This window comes from Pseudomonas sp. AB39(2026) (assembly GCF_059831485.1).
This window is the reverse complement of the sequence record NZ_CP195212.1, coordinates 4,357,833-4,374,265: the sequence shown is the minus strand read 5'-3', so window position 1 is coordinate 4,374,265 and position 16,433 is coordinate 4,357,833. Positions and strand designations below refer to the sequence as shown.

General features: G+C 60.4%; 17 protein-coding genes and 4 tRNA genes. 3 read left to right on the top strand and 18 right to left on the bottom strand.

Translation table 11 applies throughout. From position 1 onward, the window contains the following. Positions 1-8: 8 nt before the first annotated feature. From murB to ACSAMW_RS20115, 9 genes are all read right to left on the bottom strand, one after another. Positions 9-1,037, bottom strand: a complete 1,029-nt coding sequence (gene murB, locus ACSAMW_RS20155; protein WP_500591773.1) for a UDP-N-acetylmuramate dehydrogenase — start codon at positions 1,035-1,037, stop codon at positions 9-11. Next, positions 1,034-1,801: a 3-deoxy-manno-octulosonate cytidylyltransferase gene (kdsB, locus tag ACSAMW_RS20150; protein WP_500591772.1), complete on the bottom strand. Its 768-nt coding sequence runs from the start codon at positions 1,799-1,801 to the stop codon at positions 1,034-1,036. Before kdsB ends, murB begins: the two co-directional genes overlap by 4 nt. Then, complete coding sequence (locus ACSAMW_RS20145) at positions 1,798-1,983, bottom strand: Trm112 family protein (protein WP_168081880.1); 186 nt, start codon at positions 1,981-1,983, stop codon at positions 1,798-1,800. Before ACSAMW_RS20145 ends, kdsB begins: the two co-directional genes overlap by 4 nt. A 28-nt stretch (positions 1,984-2,011) precedes the next feature. Next, complete coding sequence (gene lpxK / locus ACSAMW_RS20140) at positions 2,012-3,019, bottom strand: tetraacyldisaccharide 4'-kinase (protein WP_500591771.1); 1,008 nt, start codon at positions 3,017-3,019, stop codon at positions 2,012-2,014. Continuing rightward, positions 3,019-3,450: a flagellar polar localization protein PocB gene (gene pocB, locus ACSAMW_RS20135; protein ID WP_500591770.1), complete on the bottom strand. Its 432-nt coding sequence runs from the start codon at positions 3,448-3,450 to the stop codon at positions 3,019-3,021. The genes lpxK and pocB overlap by 1 nt, the downstream gene beginning before the upstream one ends. Then, on the bottom strand, positions 3,447-4,082 hold the full coding sequence (gene pocA / locus ACSAMW_RS20130) for a flagellar polar localization protein PocA (RefSeq protein WP_500594091.1): 636 nt from the start codon (positions 4,080-4,082) through the stop codon (positions 3,447-3,449). Before pocA ends, pocB begins: the two co-directional genes overlap by 4 nt. A 65-nt stretch (positions 4,083-4,147) precedes the next feature. Beyond that, on the bottom strand, positions 4,148-6,382 hold the full coding sequence (locus ACSAMW_RS20125) for a DNA internalization-related competence protein ComEC/Rec2 (RefSeq protein WP_500591769.1): 2,235 nt from the start codon (positions 6,380-6,382) through the stop codon (positions 4,148-4,150). A gap of 85 nt (positions 6,383-6,467) precedes the next feature. Next, complete coding sequence (locus ACSAMW_RS20120) at positions 6,468-7,247, bottom strand: ABC transporter permease (RefSeq protein ID WP_500591768.1); 780 nt, start codon at positions 7,245-7,247, stop codon at positions 6,468-6,470. Then, complete coding sequence (locus ACSAMW_RS20115) at positions 7,244-8,176, bottom strand: ABC transporter ATP-binding protein (protein ID WP_500591767.1); 933 nt, start codon at positions 8,174-8,176, stop codon at positions 7,244-7,246. The genes ACSAMW_RS20120 and ACSAMW_RS20115 overlap by 4 nt, the downstream gene beginning before the upstream one ends. Before the next feature lie 291 nt (positions 8,177-8,467). Here ACSAMW_RS20115 and ACSAMW_RS20110 point away from each other — a divergent pair, with 291 nt between their 5' ends. After that, entirely contained in the window at positions 8,468-8,878 is a 411-nt protein-coding gene (locus ACSAMW_RS20110) for a PA2817 family protein (protein ID WP_500591766.1), read from the top strand. 88 nt (positions 8,879-8,966) lie between these two features. Here the strand turns inward: ACSAMW_RS20110 and ACSAMW_RS20105 are convergent, their stop codons facing one another. The 5 genes from ACSAMW_RS20105 to ACSAMW_RS20085 all read right to left on the bottom strand — a co-directional run bounded on the left by ACSAMW_RS20105 (position 8,967) and on the right by ACSAMW_RS20085 (position 10,522). Continuing rightward, on the bottom strand, positions 8,967-9,953 hold the full coding sequence (locus tag ACSAMW_RS20105; RefSeq protein ID WP_500591765.1) for a zeta toxin family protein: 987 nt from the start codon (positions 9,951-9,953) through the stop codon (positions 8,967-8,969). 169 nt (positions 9,954-10,122) lie between these two features. Continuing rightward, a tRNA-Gly gene (locus tag ACSAMW_RS20100) sits at positions 10,123-10,198 on the bottom strand. Between the two features lie 2 nt (positions 10,199-10,200). Then, positions 10,201-10,276, bottom strand: a tRNA-Glu gene (locus ACSAMW_RS20095). Between the two features lie 92 nt (positions 10,277-10,368). Continuing rightward, positions 10,369-10,444, bottom strand: a tRNA-Gly gene (locus ACSAMW_RS20090). 2 nt (positions 10,445-10,446) lie between these two features. Next, positions 10,447-10,522: transfer RNA gene (locus ACSAMW_RS20085), tRNA-Glu, on the bottom strand. A gap of 296 nt (positions 10,523-10,818) precedes the next feature. Here ACSAMW_RS20085 and ACSAMW_RS20080 point away from each other — a divergent pair. Then, on the top strand, positions 10,819-11,586 hold the full coding sequence (locus ACSAMW_RS20080) for a hypothetical protein (RefSeq protein WP_500591764.1): 768 nt from the start codon (positions 10,819-10,821) through the stop codon (positions 11,584-11,586). Positions 11,587-11,648: 62 nt separating this feature from the next. Here the strand turns inward: ACSAMW_RS20080 and ACSAMW_RS20075 are convergent, their stop codons facing one another. After that, positions 11,649-12,134 carry a GAF domain-containing protein gene (locus ACSAMW_RS20075; RefSeq protein ID WP_500591763.1) on the bottom strand — a complete coding sequence of 162 codons (486 nt, stop codon included), beginning with the start codon at positions 12,132-12,134 and terminating at the stop codon, positions 11,649-11,651. Further along, entirely contained in the window at positions 12,127-13,020 is an 894-nt protein-coding gene (locus tag ACSAMW_RS20070) for an ATP-binding protein (protein WP_500591762.1), read from the bottom strand. Before ACSAMW_RS20070 ends, ACSAMW_RS20075 begins: the two co-directional genes overlap by 8 nt. 121 nt (positions 13,021-13,141) lie before the next feature. Here ACSAMW_RS20070 and ACSAMW_RS20065 point away from each other — a divergent pair, with 121 nt between their 5' ends. After that, positions 13,142-15,466 carry a response regulator gene (locus ACSAMW_RS20065; RefSeq protein WP_500591761.1) on the top strand — a complete coding sequence of 775 codons (2,325 nt, stop codon included), beginning with the start codon at positions 13,142-13,144 and terminating at the stop codon, positions 15,464-15,466. Positions 15,467-15,485: 19 nt separating this feature from the next. Here the strand turns inward: ACSAMW_RS20065 and ACSAMW_RS20060 are convergent, their stop codons facing one another. Both ACSAMW_RS20060 and msrB read right to left on the bottom strand, forming a co-directional pair. Next, complete coding sequence (locus ACSAMW_RS20060; protein ID WP_500591760.1) at positions 15,486-15,977, bottom strand: glutathione peroxidase; 492 nt, start codon at positions 15,975-15,977, stop codon at positions 15,486-15,488. Further along, positions 15,977-16,384, bottom strand: a complete 408-nt coding sequence (gene msrB, locus ACSAMW_RS20055; protein WP_500591759.1) for a peptide-methionine (R)-S-oxide reductase MsrB — start codon at positions 16,382-16,384, stop codon at positions 15,977-15,979. The genes ACSAMW_RS20060 and msrB overlap by 1 nt, the downstream gene beginning before the upstream one ends. Between the last annotated feature and the right edge of the window lie 49 nt (positions 16,385-16,433).

Sequence of the window (16,433 nt, the reverse complement as noted above, 5' to 3'; positions counted from 1 at the left end):
AGTGGGGTTCAGCCTGCAGGTAGCAGATTGGGCTCCATTTCAAGCGTAACGCCAAAACGCGCCTGAATACTGGCCTGAATGTCCCGGGCCAACGCCAGCAACTCGGGGCCTGTGGCCGAGCCATGGTTGACCAGCACCAAGGCCTGGTCCTTGTGCACACCAGCGTCACCGCGGCGGCAGCCCTTCCAACCTGCCTGCTCGATCAACCAGCCTGCCGCCAGCTTGGCCTGCTGGTCGCCCTGAGGATAAGCCACCAGACCGGGCCATTGTGCAGCGAGGGCAGCGGCCTGGGCCTGGGGCACCACAGGGTTCTTGAAGAAACTGCCAGCGTTGCCCAGCGTGGCGGGGTCTGGCAGCTTTTCTCGGCGGATCTCACAAATGGCATCGCTCACGGCCTGTGGCGTGACCTCGTCAATGCCACGTATGGCCAGGCGTTGCCGAACCGGCCCGTATTCCAGGTGCAAAGGGGCCTCACGGCTGAGCTGGAAACGAACGCGCAGGATGATCCAACGGCCGGGCTGCTGCTTGAACACGCTGTCGCGGTAACCGAAACGGCAGTCTTCCAGGGAGAAGTCGGCCAGTGTATTCGTGTGGCGATCCAGGGCCGTGAGGCCCGCAAACACATCCTTTATTTCAACACCATAAGCCCCTACGTTCTGCATGGGTGCTGCGCCTACCGTTCCCGGTATGAGGCTGAGGTTCTCAAGGCCTGCCAGGCCTTGTTCAAGTGTGAAGCATACAAAGGGGTGCCAGGGCTCGCCGGCCTCTGCCTCCACTAGCACATGGGGGGTGCCAGCCTGCACGATGCGCTGCCCGCGGCTGGCCATGCGAATCACCAGGCCCGGTACATCGCCCAACAGCAACAAGTTGCTGCCTCCGCCCAGGATATGCACGGGCAGGGACCGAGCCTTGGCGTACTCCAGCGCAGCGACCAATGAAGCGTCGTCGGTAACGTCGACAAAATAGGCCGCCTTGGCCTCAACCCCAAAGGTGTTGTAAGGCTTGAGAGAGACGGCCTGGCGAATCGACAGGGTCATCCGGCCTCCAGCAGGCGCCGGACACGCTCCAGGTCTTCGGGCGTATCAACACCCGGCGGCGGCGCAACCTGCGCATCGGCCACGTGGATGCGCACGCCGTGCCATAGCGCCCTGAGTTGTTCCAGGGATTCGGTTTTTTCCAGCCAGCAGGGGCCCCAGCGTACGAAATCCTGCAGAAAGCCGGCGCGGTAGGCGTAGATGCCGATATGACGCCGATAGGGAACGCCATCGGGCAACTCGGTTGGCCGCTGGGCCAAGGCATCACGCGCCCATGGCAACGGCGCGCGGCTGAACGTGAGCGCCAGGCCGTTCACGTCGGTGACTACCTTGACCACATTTGGGTTGAACAACTGGTGTGCATCCAGCAACGGCTCACTAAGCGTCGCCATGCCTGCTTCAGCGCTGGTCGCCAGGTTCGCAGCCACCTGGTCGATCACCGCAGGCGGAATCAGCGGCTCGTCACCCTGTACGTTCACGACAATGGCATCGCTGCCAAGGCCCAGGGCAGCAGTCACTTCTGCCAGCCTGTCAGTGCCAGATTCATGGTCGTCCCGCGTCATGACAACCTCGGCCCCGAAACCCTGGCATGCCGCCTGAATGCGCAGGTCATCTGTGGCCACGACAACACGGGTGGCGCCGCTGAGCCTGGCCTGCTCCCACACACGCTGGATTATTGGCTTGCCGGCGAGGTCCTGCAGCGGCTTGCCGGGAAAACGCGTGGAGGCATAGCGTGCAGGAATCACCACCGTAAAGGGTACGGTCATTTTTCCAGGCGCTCGTCGTCGGTCAGGGTACGGGCTTCCGTTTCCAGCATCACCGGAATGCCGTCGCGAATCGGATAGGCCACCCCAGCCCCTTTACTGATCAGCTCCGTCTTGTCTTCGCTGAGCTTGAGCGGGCCCTTGCAAAGGGGGCAGGCGAGGATATCGAGCAGTTTGGTGTCCATAAGGTCCTTGCATCAGGTAGGGGCGTTGTCAGGCAGGTGCGCTGCCGATCAGGTGCGCCAGGCGGGCATCGAACCAGGCCACGAACGCCGGTGAGGGGCGTGCATCGACTGCCAGGTACCACCAGTTGGCGCGGGCAAAGCCCTGGCACTTGACCGCGTCTTTCTCGGTCATGAGCACAGGCAGTGGTGGCTCGAAAGCCAGTTGCGCAGCGCTATAGGTAGCGTGGTCGGCAAATGCATGCTCGATTGGGCGCCAGTTTAACCCTTCGAGGGTCGAGAAGAAACGCTGGGGGTTGCCGATGCCGGCCACGGCATGTATCGCCTGGCCGGAAGGAAAATGATCCAGGCCTACGCGCTCCCCGGAGGCTACGTTTACCAGTGCCACAGGCTGCAATAGCATGCCGTAGCCCAGCGCACTGTCAGTTGGCTGGCCATTGCACAGTACTGCATCGACGTCGTTCAAGCGTTCAGGTGGTTCACGCAGCGGGCCGGCCGGCAGGCAGCGACGGTTGCCCAGCCCACGCGCTGCATCAACCAGTACCAACTCCAGGTCGCGGGCGAGGCGGTAGTGCTGCAGGCCGTCATCGCACAGAATCAGGTCCAAGGCATGCTCGGCCAGCAGCGCACGCGCGGCCTCGGGCCGGTCGGGGTCGATGCACAACGGTACGCCGCTACGCTGAACGATCAGCAAGGGTTCATCGCCTGCCACAGCAGCCGTGTCCCCTGCCGTTACCTGCCAGGGGAAACGAGGCGGTGTGGCGCCATAGCCTCGGCTGATCACGCCTACCTGCAGGCCCGCCTGCCGGCAATGCTCGATCAACCAGAGGATCATAGGGGTTTTACCCGTTCCGCCGACGGTGATATTACCCACGACCACCACCGGTACCGGTGCCCTCCAGGAAGGGCGAATGCCGTCGATGAAGGCCTGCCGGCGGCGGCCTGCAACGCGCCGGTAAAGGCATTCCAGTGGCCTGAGCAATGCCAAGGCCGGATGGCCCTTGTACCACGCGGCAAGCAAACGGTCCGAAAGCGCCATCAGCGGTTTGCCTGCGCCTCGACCGTGGTCATGCTCAACCGGCTGAAACCCAGCTTCCCAGCGGCGTCCATGGCCGTGATAACGGCCTGATGAGGGGTTTTGCCATCGGCGCTGATGGACAGCGGCAGCGTGTTGTCCCCACCCGATTCAGCCCGCAGCGCCGTCAGCAGCGTATCCAGGTCGCTCTTGGGTAGCACATGCCGGTTGATGGCATAGTTGCCGTCCGCGCTGATGGCGATGTCCAGGCGCTTGGGCGGATTCTGCTCAGGGGCGCCATTCACGGCCTGGGGCAGCTCTACCTGAAGGCCGGTTTCGCGTGTAAACGTGGTAGTGACGACGAAAAACAACAGGAGGATGAACACCACATCGATCAGCGAGGTGAGGTTGATCTCGATGTCTTCGCGACGCCGGCGAGTACGGCGAAATTTCACGCTTTGCCTCCATCCAGGTCGATATCGCGGTCGCCATGCAGCACTTCCACCAGTTTGATGGCGTCCTGCTCCATGCGGACGACCAGGTCATCGATGCGACGCTGCAGCAGCCGGTGGAAGAATACGGCAGGAATGGCCACCAGCAGGCCTGAAGCGGTCGTGATCAACGCTTTGGAGATACCCCCGGCCAAGACCGTGGCATTGGTGGTGTTGCCGCTGGCATTGAAGGCGCTGAAAATATCGATCATGCCCAGCACGGTACCCAGCAGGCCCAATAGCGGCGCCATGGCCGCAATGGTGCCCAGCGCGCCCACGTAGCGTTCCAGTTCATGAATGACACTGCTGGCGGCTTCTTCGATGCACTCTTTCATGATGTCGCGGCCATGACGGGAGTTGGCAAGGCCCGCAGCAAGAATTTCACCCAAAGGGGAATGGGCTCGCAGCTCCTTGAGCTTTTCGTTGTTGAGCTGCTTTTCCTTCATCCACTTCCATACCTGAGCGATCAGGTTAGGTGGCGCAACCCGGCTTGCGCGCAAGGTCCACAAACGCTCGGCAACAATCGCCAGCGCAGCGACGGAACTCAAAATGATCGGCAGCATCATCCAGCCACCGGCTTTGACCAATTCCCACACAGTACCGTCCCTCTCAAGCAAATTTCGCCACTCTATCACAACCGTCTGCCAGACCAGACCTGGCGTCAACCGTCGGTCGTACGCCATAGCCTGCGCTGTTGTCGCCATAGGGTGGGGGCTTCGTCACTGCCCAAGTGCCACGAGAGGGCACCGTGTCGCGCGCTGTCCAATACAACGATGCCCCGCTCGGCGAGCCGTGCTGATACCTGCGCATGGGGATGGCCGAAACGGTTGTTCCAGCCTCGCGAAATCAATGCCCCGCGAGGCGACAGGGCATTGAGCAGTGCCGCCGAGCTGGACGTACGGCTACCGTGATGAGGCACCTGCAGCCAATCAACTGTCCAGGCCGGGTACGCGGTGATCAGTGCCCGCTCGGCCTCGGCATCAATATCACCCGTCAGCAGCAGGCGCTGCCCGTTTGCTTCGACCAACAGTACACAGGAGGCGGGATTAGGGCTTCGGGCGGCGGACCAACGCCAGGGTTCGAAGCGAACGCCGTCCCAGGTCCAGGGCACGCTGCCTTCACAGCCCTCGGCCTGCCAATGAGCAGGCGCGGCGCCTGGCTCACCCGCCAGTACACTGCCAGGGGACAGTGCGTCTACAACGGCCTGCGCACCGCCGCTGTGATCGGCATGGTTATGGCTGACCACCAGCGTATCCAAGTGGCGTACACCCAGGCGACGGAGGCTAGGCACCACAATACGTTCACCCGCGTCGCCTGTGCTGTACTGTGGCCCAGCATCGAACAACAGGGCGTGATCGCGGGTTCGTACCAGGATGGCCAGCCCTTGACCCACGTCCAACTGCACCACCTGCGCTTGCCCCCAGGGTGGCCGCGGAAGCGGTGCAAAGCCCAATTGCAACACGAGGGGAAGGCCTGCCCATCGCAGTGGCAACCCGCGCGGCATCAGCAGCAACAGAGCGCCAAACAATGCCAGCAGCCAAGCCCACAGGGGAAGCTGGGACGGCAACCAGGGTGGCGACGCTTGGGCTGCTAGCCCTAGCAGCTTCAGCAACAGCTCCAGCGCGTTACCGGCCACCCATAGCAGCGGTTCACTTCCCCAAGGAAGCCAGAGGGCTGCGGTGCCTAGCAGGGCTGCCGGGAGTGCAACCAGGCCGACCCACGGCACCGCCACCAGGTTGATCACAGGGCCGGTGAGGCTGACGGCCAAGCCCAGCGCAGCCATGACGACAGCCAGCCCTACCGCGATGCACCATTGGGCACGCCACCAGGCCTGCCACCATGCCCATCGCCCCAAGCGGCCGGCAAACGCTAGCAGCAGTACAGCAACGGCTGAAAAAGATAGCCAGAACCCAGGCGTAAGGCTTACCAAGGGGTTGACCACCAATACGGCCGCCAGGGCCAGTACCAGTGGCGTGAATACACCGATGTGCCGAAAACGCCACCGCCATACCAAGGTCACAAGGATCATCAGGCAGGCACGCTGAACCGGTACGTCAAAGCCCGCCAGCGCCCCATACCCCAAGGCCGCACCGCCAGCCCCCAGGCAGGCACAGGGCAACCCTGGCAGCCTCCCTGGCCACCCTCGCCTGCGCGCCAGCCAGGCCACCAGCCCATATACCAGGCCAGCCACCAGCCCTACGTGCTGCCCCGAGATCACGAACAGGTGCACAGTGCCTGTGGCTTGGAGTACGCGCCACTGTGCGGCAGTGATCCCCGAATCGTCACCTAGCACCAGGGCTATCAGCAAAGGAATGGCCACCTGTACCTTCGACGCCAATAGCCGCTCCCGCACAGCTTCCCTGACAGCAGGGCGGCTGGCTGCGAGCCGCTCCCCGGCCTTGACCGTTCCAGTAGCCCCCAGGCCTTGAGCAAACAGCCAGGCTTCGTAGTCGAAGCCGCCAGGATTTACCTGGCCCCGAGGCGCTGACAGGGTGACCGCCAGCCGCCAGCGTTCTCCACTGCGCACCACCGGACCATTGCGCCAGGTCACGCGTATAAGCGACGGAAGTACACCGCGCCGGGAGGTCGCGCCCTGAACCATGAAACTGATATTGGCCTCACCCCGCACCGGCAGGCTGGCTACCGTCCCTTCGAGCCAGAGGGTACGGCCGTCCAGCTCCGGCGCCAGTTGCCCTTCACCAACACGAGCCGCTGCAAGCAATGCCCATGCTAGCCCAGCCAAGGCACACCCCGCCCAGGTCGCCGGCCTGTAGCGGCACAGCAAGGCCACCAGGCCACCCAGCGCAAGCAGGCAAGCCCACCCGGCAGGTGGCGGCCCCGGCCACCAGCGTGCGCCCAGTGCCCCTGCTGCAAACGCCAACAATGCTGCCTGCATAACCGCCCTCCCTGGTGGCCCGTGCAGTATGAATGGGAAGCGCCACCCAGGGATGAAGCAGGCTGTTACCAGGTTTTAAGACAGCTCAGGTGCGCATGCCTCGGCCGCTTACCAGCAGGCGTGCGCATGCGATATAAAGCACTACGGTGGCAACGCACATGAAGGTCAGCGCCGTGCCGATTTGAATATCGGACACGCCCAGAATGCCAAAACGGAAGGCGTTCACCATGTGCAGCACGGGGTTAGCGAGCGAAAGGGTCTGCCAGATCGGTGGCAGCAGGTTGATGGAGTAAAACACACCCCCCAGGTACGTCAACGGCGTGAGCACAAAGGTCGGGATGATAGAAATGTCATCGAAATTCCGCGCAAATACGGCGTTGACGAAGCCTAACAGCGAGAAAATGGTGGCTGTCAGCACCACCACTATCAGCGTCACGCCTAGGTGATGCACGTGCAGGTCGGTGAAGAACAGCGACAGCAGCGTTACGATCACGCCGACTGCCAGCCCGCGCAGTACGCCACCCAATGCATAGCCCACCAGAATGATATGGGGGGACACTGGAGACACCATAAGCTCCTCGATGGAGCGTTGGAACTTGGCGCCGAAGAAGCTTGAAACCACGTTGCCGTACGAGTTGGTGATCACCGACATCATGATCAGGCCGGGCACGATGTACTGCATGTAGGTAAATCCGTTCATGTCGCCAATCTGGCGGCCGATCAGGTTTCCGAATATCACGAAGTACAGCACCATGGTGATGGCCGGTGGTAGCAGGGTCTGCGGCCAGATCCGCATGAACCTGCGCACTTCTCGGTACACGATGGTATTGAGCGCCACGAGGTTGGGCGTGAATTCGGAACTCATACGGCCACCTTCGCCAGGTTTTTTTCAACCAGTGACACAAACAACTCCTCAAGGCGATTAGTCTTGTTGCGCAGGCTTTGCACTTCAATGTTCTGCATGGCCAGCTGGCTGAATAGCTGCGTCACACCTACTTGTTTGTCCACTTGCACCTCTAGGGTGTGGGGGTCCAGCAAACTGCAAGGGTAGCCCGCCAGGGTAGGCGCCACGGCCAGGTTTTGCCGCAGGTCCAGCACAAAGGTTTCCACGGTCAACTTGCCCAGCAAGGCACGCATGCTGGTGTTCTCGGCAATGGTGCCGTGGTCGATGATGCCGATATTGCGGCACAGCTGCTCGGCTTCTTCCAGGTAGTGGGTAGTCAGAATGATCGTGATGCCACGCTCGTTGAGCTCGGTCAGAAAGGCCCACATAGAGCGGCGTAGTTCGATGTCCACCCCAGCGGTAGGCTCATCGAGAATCAGCAACCGTGGTTCGTGGATCAGAGCCCGCGCAATCATCAGGCGGCGCTTCATGCCCCCCGACAGCGAACGGGAGGGCGAATCACGCTTTTCCCACAATCCCAGTTGCGTCAGGTATTGCTCGGCCCGTGTCTTGGCGACCTTGGGAGGGATTCCGTAATAGCCGGCCTGGGTAACAACAATGTCGAATACTTTTTCAAACTGGTTGAAGTTGAATTCCTGGGGCACGACACCTATGGCACGCTTGAGCCTCGCTGGGTCCTTGTCCAAGTCATGGCCGAACACATTGACAGTACCGCTGGTTTTATTGACCAGGGTAGACAGAATGCCAATGGTGGTGGATTTGCCGGCACCATTGGGGCCGAGCAAGGCAAAAAAATCGCCCTCTGCAACGTCCAGATCAATACCCCTCAGGGCCTGGAAGCCGTTGCCGTAGGTCTTGGTTAACTGCCGAATGGCCAGTGCAGAACTCATGACTGATCAGTACCGATAGGAAGGTGGCGCGAACGTTAAGGGCCACAGGAGTGGATTACAATGCTTGGGGGCGCGTTTCATGCTGACCTAGCATGATAGAGCAGTACAGTCAGTGGCATTGATAATAACTATCAGCCCACATGCTCTTTCCGTTTGCCCTTGAACCACCGACCGGCTTAGCGGGGCCTAAGTTTCGCCGGCCTGCCTGCCGTTTCAATGCAAAGCTGCAGCGGGAAGGACAACCGTAACGGCGGCGCCTATACTGGCGCGCCCTTCACATTGGAGATTTTCGTGGCCAATCCGTTCGTTGAACATCACCTGGCGCTGCTTCGCCACTTGCGTGGAATTCTTGTGGCATTGGGCGAGGCCGAGCAAGTGCCGGAAGAAAGCCATGCACTGTTCGTAGAGCGCTTCGATGAATTGATCGATGCACTGGCGCATGAAGCACCGGAAAACTTCTACCTCGGCCAGGACCTGCTCTGCCAGGTGTTCACCCGCTACCCGCAGATCGCCCACCTGGTCCCTCGTGATTTGTTATGGTTCTTCGGGGGCGATTGCCTTCACTACATGCCCGATGACGAAATCGACCTGTACCAGCAGCTCGAAGATCGCCGCCACGATGCCGAGGCCAACGATGAGCCTTTCGACTGGAACCAGGAGAAGCAACTGCTGGCCATGTCCGAGAATGCCCCCCGGCATTGATACGCGCTGGGCTTGCACGGGGCTGCAGGGCATTCGAGCCAGCAGGGCTGGGTCAGGCCAGGCTATCTCCCCTGCTTGGATCACGGGTTCAAGGATAGATGTATTTCAGGAGGTACAGGCTCAACGCCCGGAATACATCTTCCGGCACCTTTGGCATCAATGACTGTGCTCGTCCCAGCGTCTTGCAACAGAACTTCACCATTTCCTGACGCACGTGCGGATCAGTCATGCCCGCATGCACAACCTGGGCGTATTGAAGGTACGAGCAGGGAAAATCTGCCTGAGCGTTGCGAAGTATCCTGAAGGAAGGATTAACCCTCGCCAGTTGTACGAAGGGTTGCCCATCGTAATCGGCTTGGGGGGTTAGCTGGGCCGGGGCGTCACAATGGCTGTGACACAATGGCTTGCTGTCCATGCCGGTTTCAATGCCCCGATGGTAGAGTGTGATCTGGGAGCCCGGTACTTGCGTGCAGGCATTCTCGAAGGCATCGAGGATCGATTTCGCATTGAGTTGCGAGACCTCGATCGCTGACAAGGTCAAGAAACGTTCAAGCTCATTCCTTTCAAGACTTCTCACACCCCGGTCCAGCGTTGCCCAGTGACTGAACTCCTTCTGGCAGGCAATCATATGGACATCGAACTGATAGCCTTTTTCCACGGCCACGGGTGGAAATTCAGCAAACGCCGGGCTGTCAAGCGCCGACTCCATGATGATGTTGTAACGGTTGCTGAAAGCATACTCAAACACCTTGCGGCCCAGTGCCCAGACGAAGGCCTCCGTGTGCTCATAGACATGCAGCACGCCGTGCTCTTTCATTCGCGCGTAATGAGGATGCAGCTCCCGGAAGGAGGGCAAATACAACCGTACATAGTTGCTGTAGCGCCCGCTGGGCAGCAGTGTGTTCTCAAGCAAATAGGTTTTACCCGAGCCTTGAGCACCCGCCACGATGAGCATTTTCGGACCAGGCTTACAGGTAGTGCAGTCAGCGTCCCGACGCTTGTCGAAAAGCGATTCACTGAGCATGGCAAACGCCTGGTCCAGGTCGGCGTCGGTATAGGGGTACAGAGAGGTCATGATGATGGCCCTGATAAGGATGGGGCCACTACTCTAGGATCGATGACAAGGGCTGGGTGGTAGTTAGATATGCCGTGCGCGTTCAGCCATGCCGCGAATCACAGGCATGAAAAAAGGACCCGAAGGTCCTTTTTTCATTAGGCTCACCTTGAAAAGGCTCACCTGAATTTGGAGCGGGAAACGAGACTCGAACTCGCGACCCCGACCTTGGCAAGGTCGTGCTCTACCAACTGAGCTATTCCCGCAATGGCGTCCCCTAGGGGACTCGAACCCCTGTTACCGCCGTGAAAGGGCGGTGTCCTAGGCCACTAGACGAAGGGGACAACTGCCCGAAGCACTAACTGCTTGCTTCGTGCCCAACACCTCAAGGGTATCGGGTTTTACCCACACCGCCATAAGCAGTGCGCATGTAAACTGGAGCGGGAAACGAGACTCGAACTCGCGACCCCGACCTTGGCAAGGTCGTGCTCTACCAACTGAGCTATTCCCGCAATGGCGTCCCCTAGGGGACTCGAACCCCTGTTACCGCCGTGAAAGGGCGGTGTCCTAGGCCACTAGACGAAGGGGACACGCTACAACATTCACTGCCTGCAACGCTAAGCAAAGTGCTTTACGCTGCAAGTGGCGCGCATTCTAGGGATGGTTTCCATACCCGTCAAGCCCTCATGAAAAAATTATTCAAATCAAAGGCTTCAGCCTGAGCGAGCCTGCGTGAAGGCTTCAAAATGCCACCGCAGGGCTATGCCCCGCTTTGTGCCACGCGCATAATTCAAGCGCCCTGCCCGCCCTGGCGCAACGGGCTGCGCTGTGCACCTGTTCCTGCAGCCACTACACTCAAGCCATTGGTACGAAAGAGGTCCGCCCCGTGACACATATGATGATCGCCATAATCGTGATAGCGGGTATCGCGCTGCTCATTGCCATCGGCTTTCTCAACAATATGGTAGAGGCCAATAAGGCAGAGAAGGTGCGGTTGGGCCATGAGTTCAAGGACCGCCTGCGCCGCTGTGCCGAACTCAATGAACGTTTCCCGGGCCAGCTCACCACGCCGGAGCTGAAAATGCTGATGCACCGGCTGGAACACAATGTGGTCAAACGCGCGCTTGCCCTGAACAAGACCAGCTTGGCCCTCAAGGAGCGGCTTGCCGAGCTGGAGCTGGACATGGGCAAGGAAGAGGTGGAGATCAAGAACCCCTCCGTGCCGATCGTGACGGAGCCTCAAGCCAAGGACGTTAGCTTCATGATCGAGGGCCTCCACCACCAGATACTGCGGGCTGCCCAGGAAGGCATCTTTAAGCCAGGCGAGTCCCGCCACTGGGCTAATGTGATCCGTGGCCTGCTGGTTAAGCTGCACTTGGAGTTCTTCGATAACCTCGGGCAGCAGGCCTTGGCTGACGGAGAGCTTGGCCAGGCGCGCCTGGCGTATGAGCGGGCGGTGCAATATTTGAAGAAACAACCGGACCCTTCGCTCTACAACGAAGAATTGTCCTACGCGCAGAAGATGGTCGCCCGGGCCGATGCCATGTTGCAGAACAAGAACCTGCCTCAGGATGGCGACCACAATGCGCTGACCGCTGGGTTGAAAGATACCGAAGAAGAAACGGAGTGGAAAAAGAAGGCGCTCTACGACTAGCGCTCGTCGATTCCGACGCGTTGCGCGCTCAGCCCAGCAAGCGCGCAGTGCACGGGCAGCGCTCAGGCCACGTCCGTGGCATTCAGGAAAATGCTGACCAAGGCTTCTACGCCTTCCGCGTCCTGCGCCGTAAACCGGCCCGTGCTGGGGCTATCCAGGTCCAGCACACCAATCAGCCTGCCAGCCTTTACCAGCGGAACCACTAACTCGCTGTTCGAGGCGCTATCGCAAGCGATATGCCCTTCAAACGCATGCACATCCTCCACTCGCTGTGTGGTTCGAGTACGGGCGGCCGCGCCACAGACGCCCTTGTCGAAGGGAATACGCACGCACGCCACTTTGCCTTGGAAAGGGCCTAATACCAGTTGCTCGTTACGGTTGAGGTAGAAGCCCGCCCAGTTCAGGTCTGGCAGCTCGCTGAACAGGAATGCCGAGAACTGGGCAGCGTTGGCGACGAAGTCCCGCTCGCCTGCCAGCAGCGCTTCAAGCTGAGCGCCCAGTAATGCATAACCCTCCAGGCCAGCGCCCGTAGCTTGCAGATCAATCATGGTTCGACTCCAACATATGCAGGCCCACCCAATGGCGGGCAAATTGATAGGCACAGCGACCGTTGCGGTTGCCGCGCGAGGTCGCAAAACGAATGGCCTGAATGTCAAAGGCCGGGTCCCGCTGCCAGGCCAGGCCGGCCTTGGTCGCCAGCTGCCCTACCCAGTGCTCGACCACATTCAGGTAGTGTTCCTGGGTAAAGGGGTAGAACGACAGCCACAGGCCGAACCGATCCGACAAGGCAATCTTGTCTTCTACCGCCTCACTGGGGTGCAACTCACCCTCTACACGCGTCCAATTGTCGTTGTCACTCTGCTTTTCCGGCACCAGATGGCGACGATTGGACGTGGCATACAGCAACACGTTCTCCGGGGCCTGCTCCAAGGACCCGTCCAGCACGCTTTTAAGCACGCGGTAATCCCCTTCTCCGGCTTCGAATGAGAGGTCGTCGCAGAACAGCACGAAGCGCTGGGGCAGCCCTTGCAGTTGCTCGACCACCCGTGGAAGGTCGGCCAGGTGATCCCGCTCGATTTCAACCAGGCGCAGCCCGGCGCTAGCGTATTCGGCTAACAAGGCCCGAACCAGCGAGGACTTGCCCGTACCCCGAGCGCCCCACAGCAAGGCGTGGTTGGCCGGCAGGCCGTCGAGCAACTGGCGGGTATTGCGCGCTAGCTGCTCTCGCTGCCTGTCGACGCCGCGCAGGTCGTCCAGGCGAATGTCCAGGCGCACTTCCAGCGGCAGCAGGTAGCCGCCACGGCTGTCCTGCTGCCAGCGGGCCGCCAGAGCGACCGTCCAGTCTACAACCGGACGAGCTACCGGGAGCAATGGCTCCAGCCGAGCCAATACCGCTTCGGCGCGGTCGAGAAAGCGATACAAACGATCATCCACAACTTCACCTCGGCGCCAACACGCGCTATACAGGAGACAGGATACGCCCTTGGCCACTGCCAGGCCGTACCTTCTTGACTATGCTGGGGGGTACATCAATAAGGAAATCAGTGCTGTGCCAATGAGTATCAAGTTCAACCAGCGGTTGTCCTATAAACAAGCACGGCTAACCGTGGTGGTTGGCCTGCTACTGGGCACGCTGCTGAGCGTGGTGCAGATTTCGCTCGATTATGCCAGCAGCCGCGACCTGCTCAAACGCCAGATTGCCTCCCTGTTGGAAATCAGCCAGAACCCGGCCTCCCGGATCGCCTATAACATTGACCGGGAACTGGCCCTTGAGCTGACCCGCGGCCTGCTTCGCTCCGAATCCATAGTGAGCGCGCGGCTCACGGATAACGAGAACACGCTATTGGCGGCAGTTCAGCGCTCCAAGGCCGATGCGTCGTACCGCATGATCACCGATGTTCTGTTCGGGCGCAGCCTTGAAATCTCGGTGCCGCTGTTTCTGGAACACCTGCCGGACGAGAAGCTGGGAACGCTCAGTGTCGTGATCGATACCGCGCCCCTGGGCGGGCGATTCATCGAACGCGCTGAAGTGACCTTGGTCAGCGGCTTTCTTCGCACCACCTTGTTCACGGCCATTTTACTGGTGATGTTCTATTTCATGCTCACCAAGCCGCTGGTTCATGTGATCGAGCACTTGAGCCGGTCAAGCCCTGGCGCGGCCACCCCAGAACACCTGCCCTGGCCCTCCGGCCATCATCACGACGAAATAGGTGTGCTGATCAAGGTAGCCAACCAGCAGCTCGACCGCACCGCAGTGGAAATACGCCAGCGCCGCGCCGCCGAGGATCGGCTTACGGCGTACCTTGATGAACTGGAATCTATTGTTTCGGCACGCACTACTGAGCTCGAAGCCAGCAACCAGCGGTTGAGCCAGACCAACCGCGAACTGGAAGTTGCCAAGCGTACCGCACTGGAAATGGCGCAGGCCCGTTCCACCTTTCTTGCCAACATGAGCCATGAGATTCGCACACCGCTGAACGGCTTGCTCGGCATGATTGCCCTGACGCTCGACAGCCCACTTTCTAGCGAACAGCGGCAACAACTGGCCATTGCCCATGACTCGGGCAAGGTGCTGGTGGAGCTGCTGAACGATATCCTTGACCTGTCCAAGTTCGACGCCGGCCAGCTGGAACTTGAACAGCTTCCCTTCGACCTTGCGGCACTGGCCGAAGACACGGCCAACCTGTTCTCTCAGAATGCAGCGCCGGACGTAGAACTGACATGCCTGGTAGAGCCCGGCTTCCCCGCCATGGTAGTGGGCGACCCAATGCGCATTCGGCAGGTCATCAGCAACCTGCTGTCCAATGCGTTGAAGTTCACGCGCCAGGGGCGTGTAGACGTCAGGTTGCAGTACTTGGAAGACAAGGTTCGAATTGAGGTTACAGACACCGGCATTGGCATACCACCAGAAGCCCAGATCAAGATTTTCGAGCCTTTTACCCAGGCCGGTGCAGGTATCAGCCGCCAGTTTGGTGGCACAGGCCTAGGGCTAGCCCTTACCAGCAACCTGTGTACGGCCATGCATGGCCGGTTGGGCATCAGCTCGCGCGTAGGCATGGGGAGCCGTTTTCATGCCGACCTGCCACTGCCAGTGCATACGCCTGCCCACCCTGCCCCCAGGCTGCGCGGCACTGTGGTACTGGTCAGCGAGGCTGAAAGCGGGCTGGCTGAAATGCTGGGTGAGCACCTGCCGCGCTGGGGGCTTGAGTACCAGCGTCATGACAGCCAGGCTTCGCTGGATGGCATATCCCCTGACCTGGTCATTACCGATTGCCTTAATTGCCTGCCAAAATTGCGCCCTAGCGTGGCTGCGCCGTTGTTGCTGGTTACCGCTTATGGCAATTTCCTTCCCGTGGAACAGGCCGCAGACCTGGCGCCCATGCACCAGCTACCGCGCCCGCTGTCACGCCAGGCACTGCTCGATTTCCTGCGCAGCCACCTGGAAGAGCCCTCCCCTACACTGCCGACCCCCTTGCCAGGTGAACGTAGCACCGCGCGGCATGCCCGCATTCTGCTGATCGAAGACAACCCTGTTAACCAGCTTGTCGCCAAAGGCATGCTCAGCAAGCTGGGCTGCCGGGTAGAAGTGGCCATGAATGGTGCCGAAGGTATAAAGGCGCTGGAGCAGCAGCCATTCGACCTGGTATTGATGGATTGCAATATGCCCGTGATGGATGGCTATGAGGCTACCCGGCGCATTCGCGACAGCGGCCGCTGGCCCGACCTGCCCATCATTGCCTTGACCGCTAATGCCATGCCCGAGGAGCGGGAGCGGTGCAAGGCAGCAGGAATGTCCGACTATCTTGCCAAGCCCTTCCGACGCGAGGAGTTGGTTGCCATGATCGATCAATGGATAGCACCACAAGAGAACGCGCCTTGATACCAGAGCACGCGCCCGCTTAAGGCAGGCCTAACAATGCCTCTATTTCAGCCTCCAGCTGCTGGGGCTTGGTAAGAGGCGCAAAGCGCTTCACCCGCTGCCCCGAGGCGTCCACCAGAAACTTGGTGAAATTCCACTTGATGCCCTGGCTCCCAAACATCCCCGGCGCACGCTGCTTGAGCGCTACGAACAGGGGGTGAGCCTGGGAACCGTTGACCTCAACCTTGCGGAACAAAGGGAAAGTAACCCCGAAGTTAAGCTCACAGAACTGTGCGATGTCGGCTTCGCTGCCTGGCTCCTGCCCGCCGAATTGGTTGCAGGGAAAGCCCAGCACCATCAGCCCGCGTGCTTGGTAACGCTGCCACAGTTGCTCTAGCCCCTGATACTGAGGCGTGAAGCCGCACTTGCTGGCGGTGTTGACCACCAGCCATGCCCGTGCAGGCATCTGGGCCAGGGTACGCGGCCCATCAGCCATGGTTGCGCAGGGTATGTCGAGCAGCGAGGCTGCCATTACACTCGCTCCCCGTCAGCCGTTACCAGTTGCAGGCATACCGAGTTGATGCAGTAGCGCAGGCCGGTGGGCGGCGGGCCGTCGGGAAAGACATGCCCCAAGTGGGCATCACAGGTTGAACAGCGCACTTCGGTACGGATCATGCCATGAGTGGTATCGCGAATCTCCACCATCGCCTGCTCGCCGATGGGCTCGTAGAAGCTGGGCCAGCCGCAACCGGAGTCGAACTTGCTGCTGGCATCGAACAGGGGTACATCACAGCAGATGCAATGGTACACACCTGGCGTCTTGGTCATGTTGTATTTGCCGGTACCGGGCCGTTCGGTCCCGGCCAGCCTGCACACGCGGTATTGCTCTGGGTCGAGCATGTCGCGCCATTCTTCCAGGGTTTTCTCAACTTTTTGCATGGGTTTGCCTCGGCTGCGGAAAATCCGCCAGGTGGCTTTTCCGTGATGG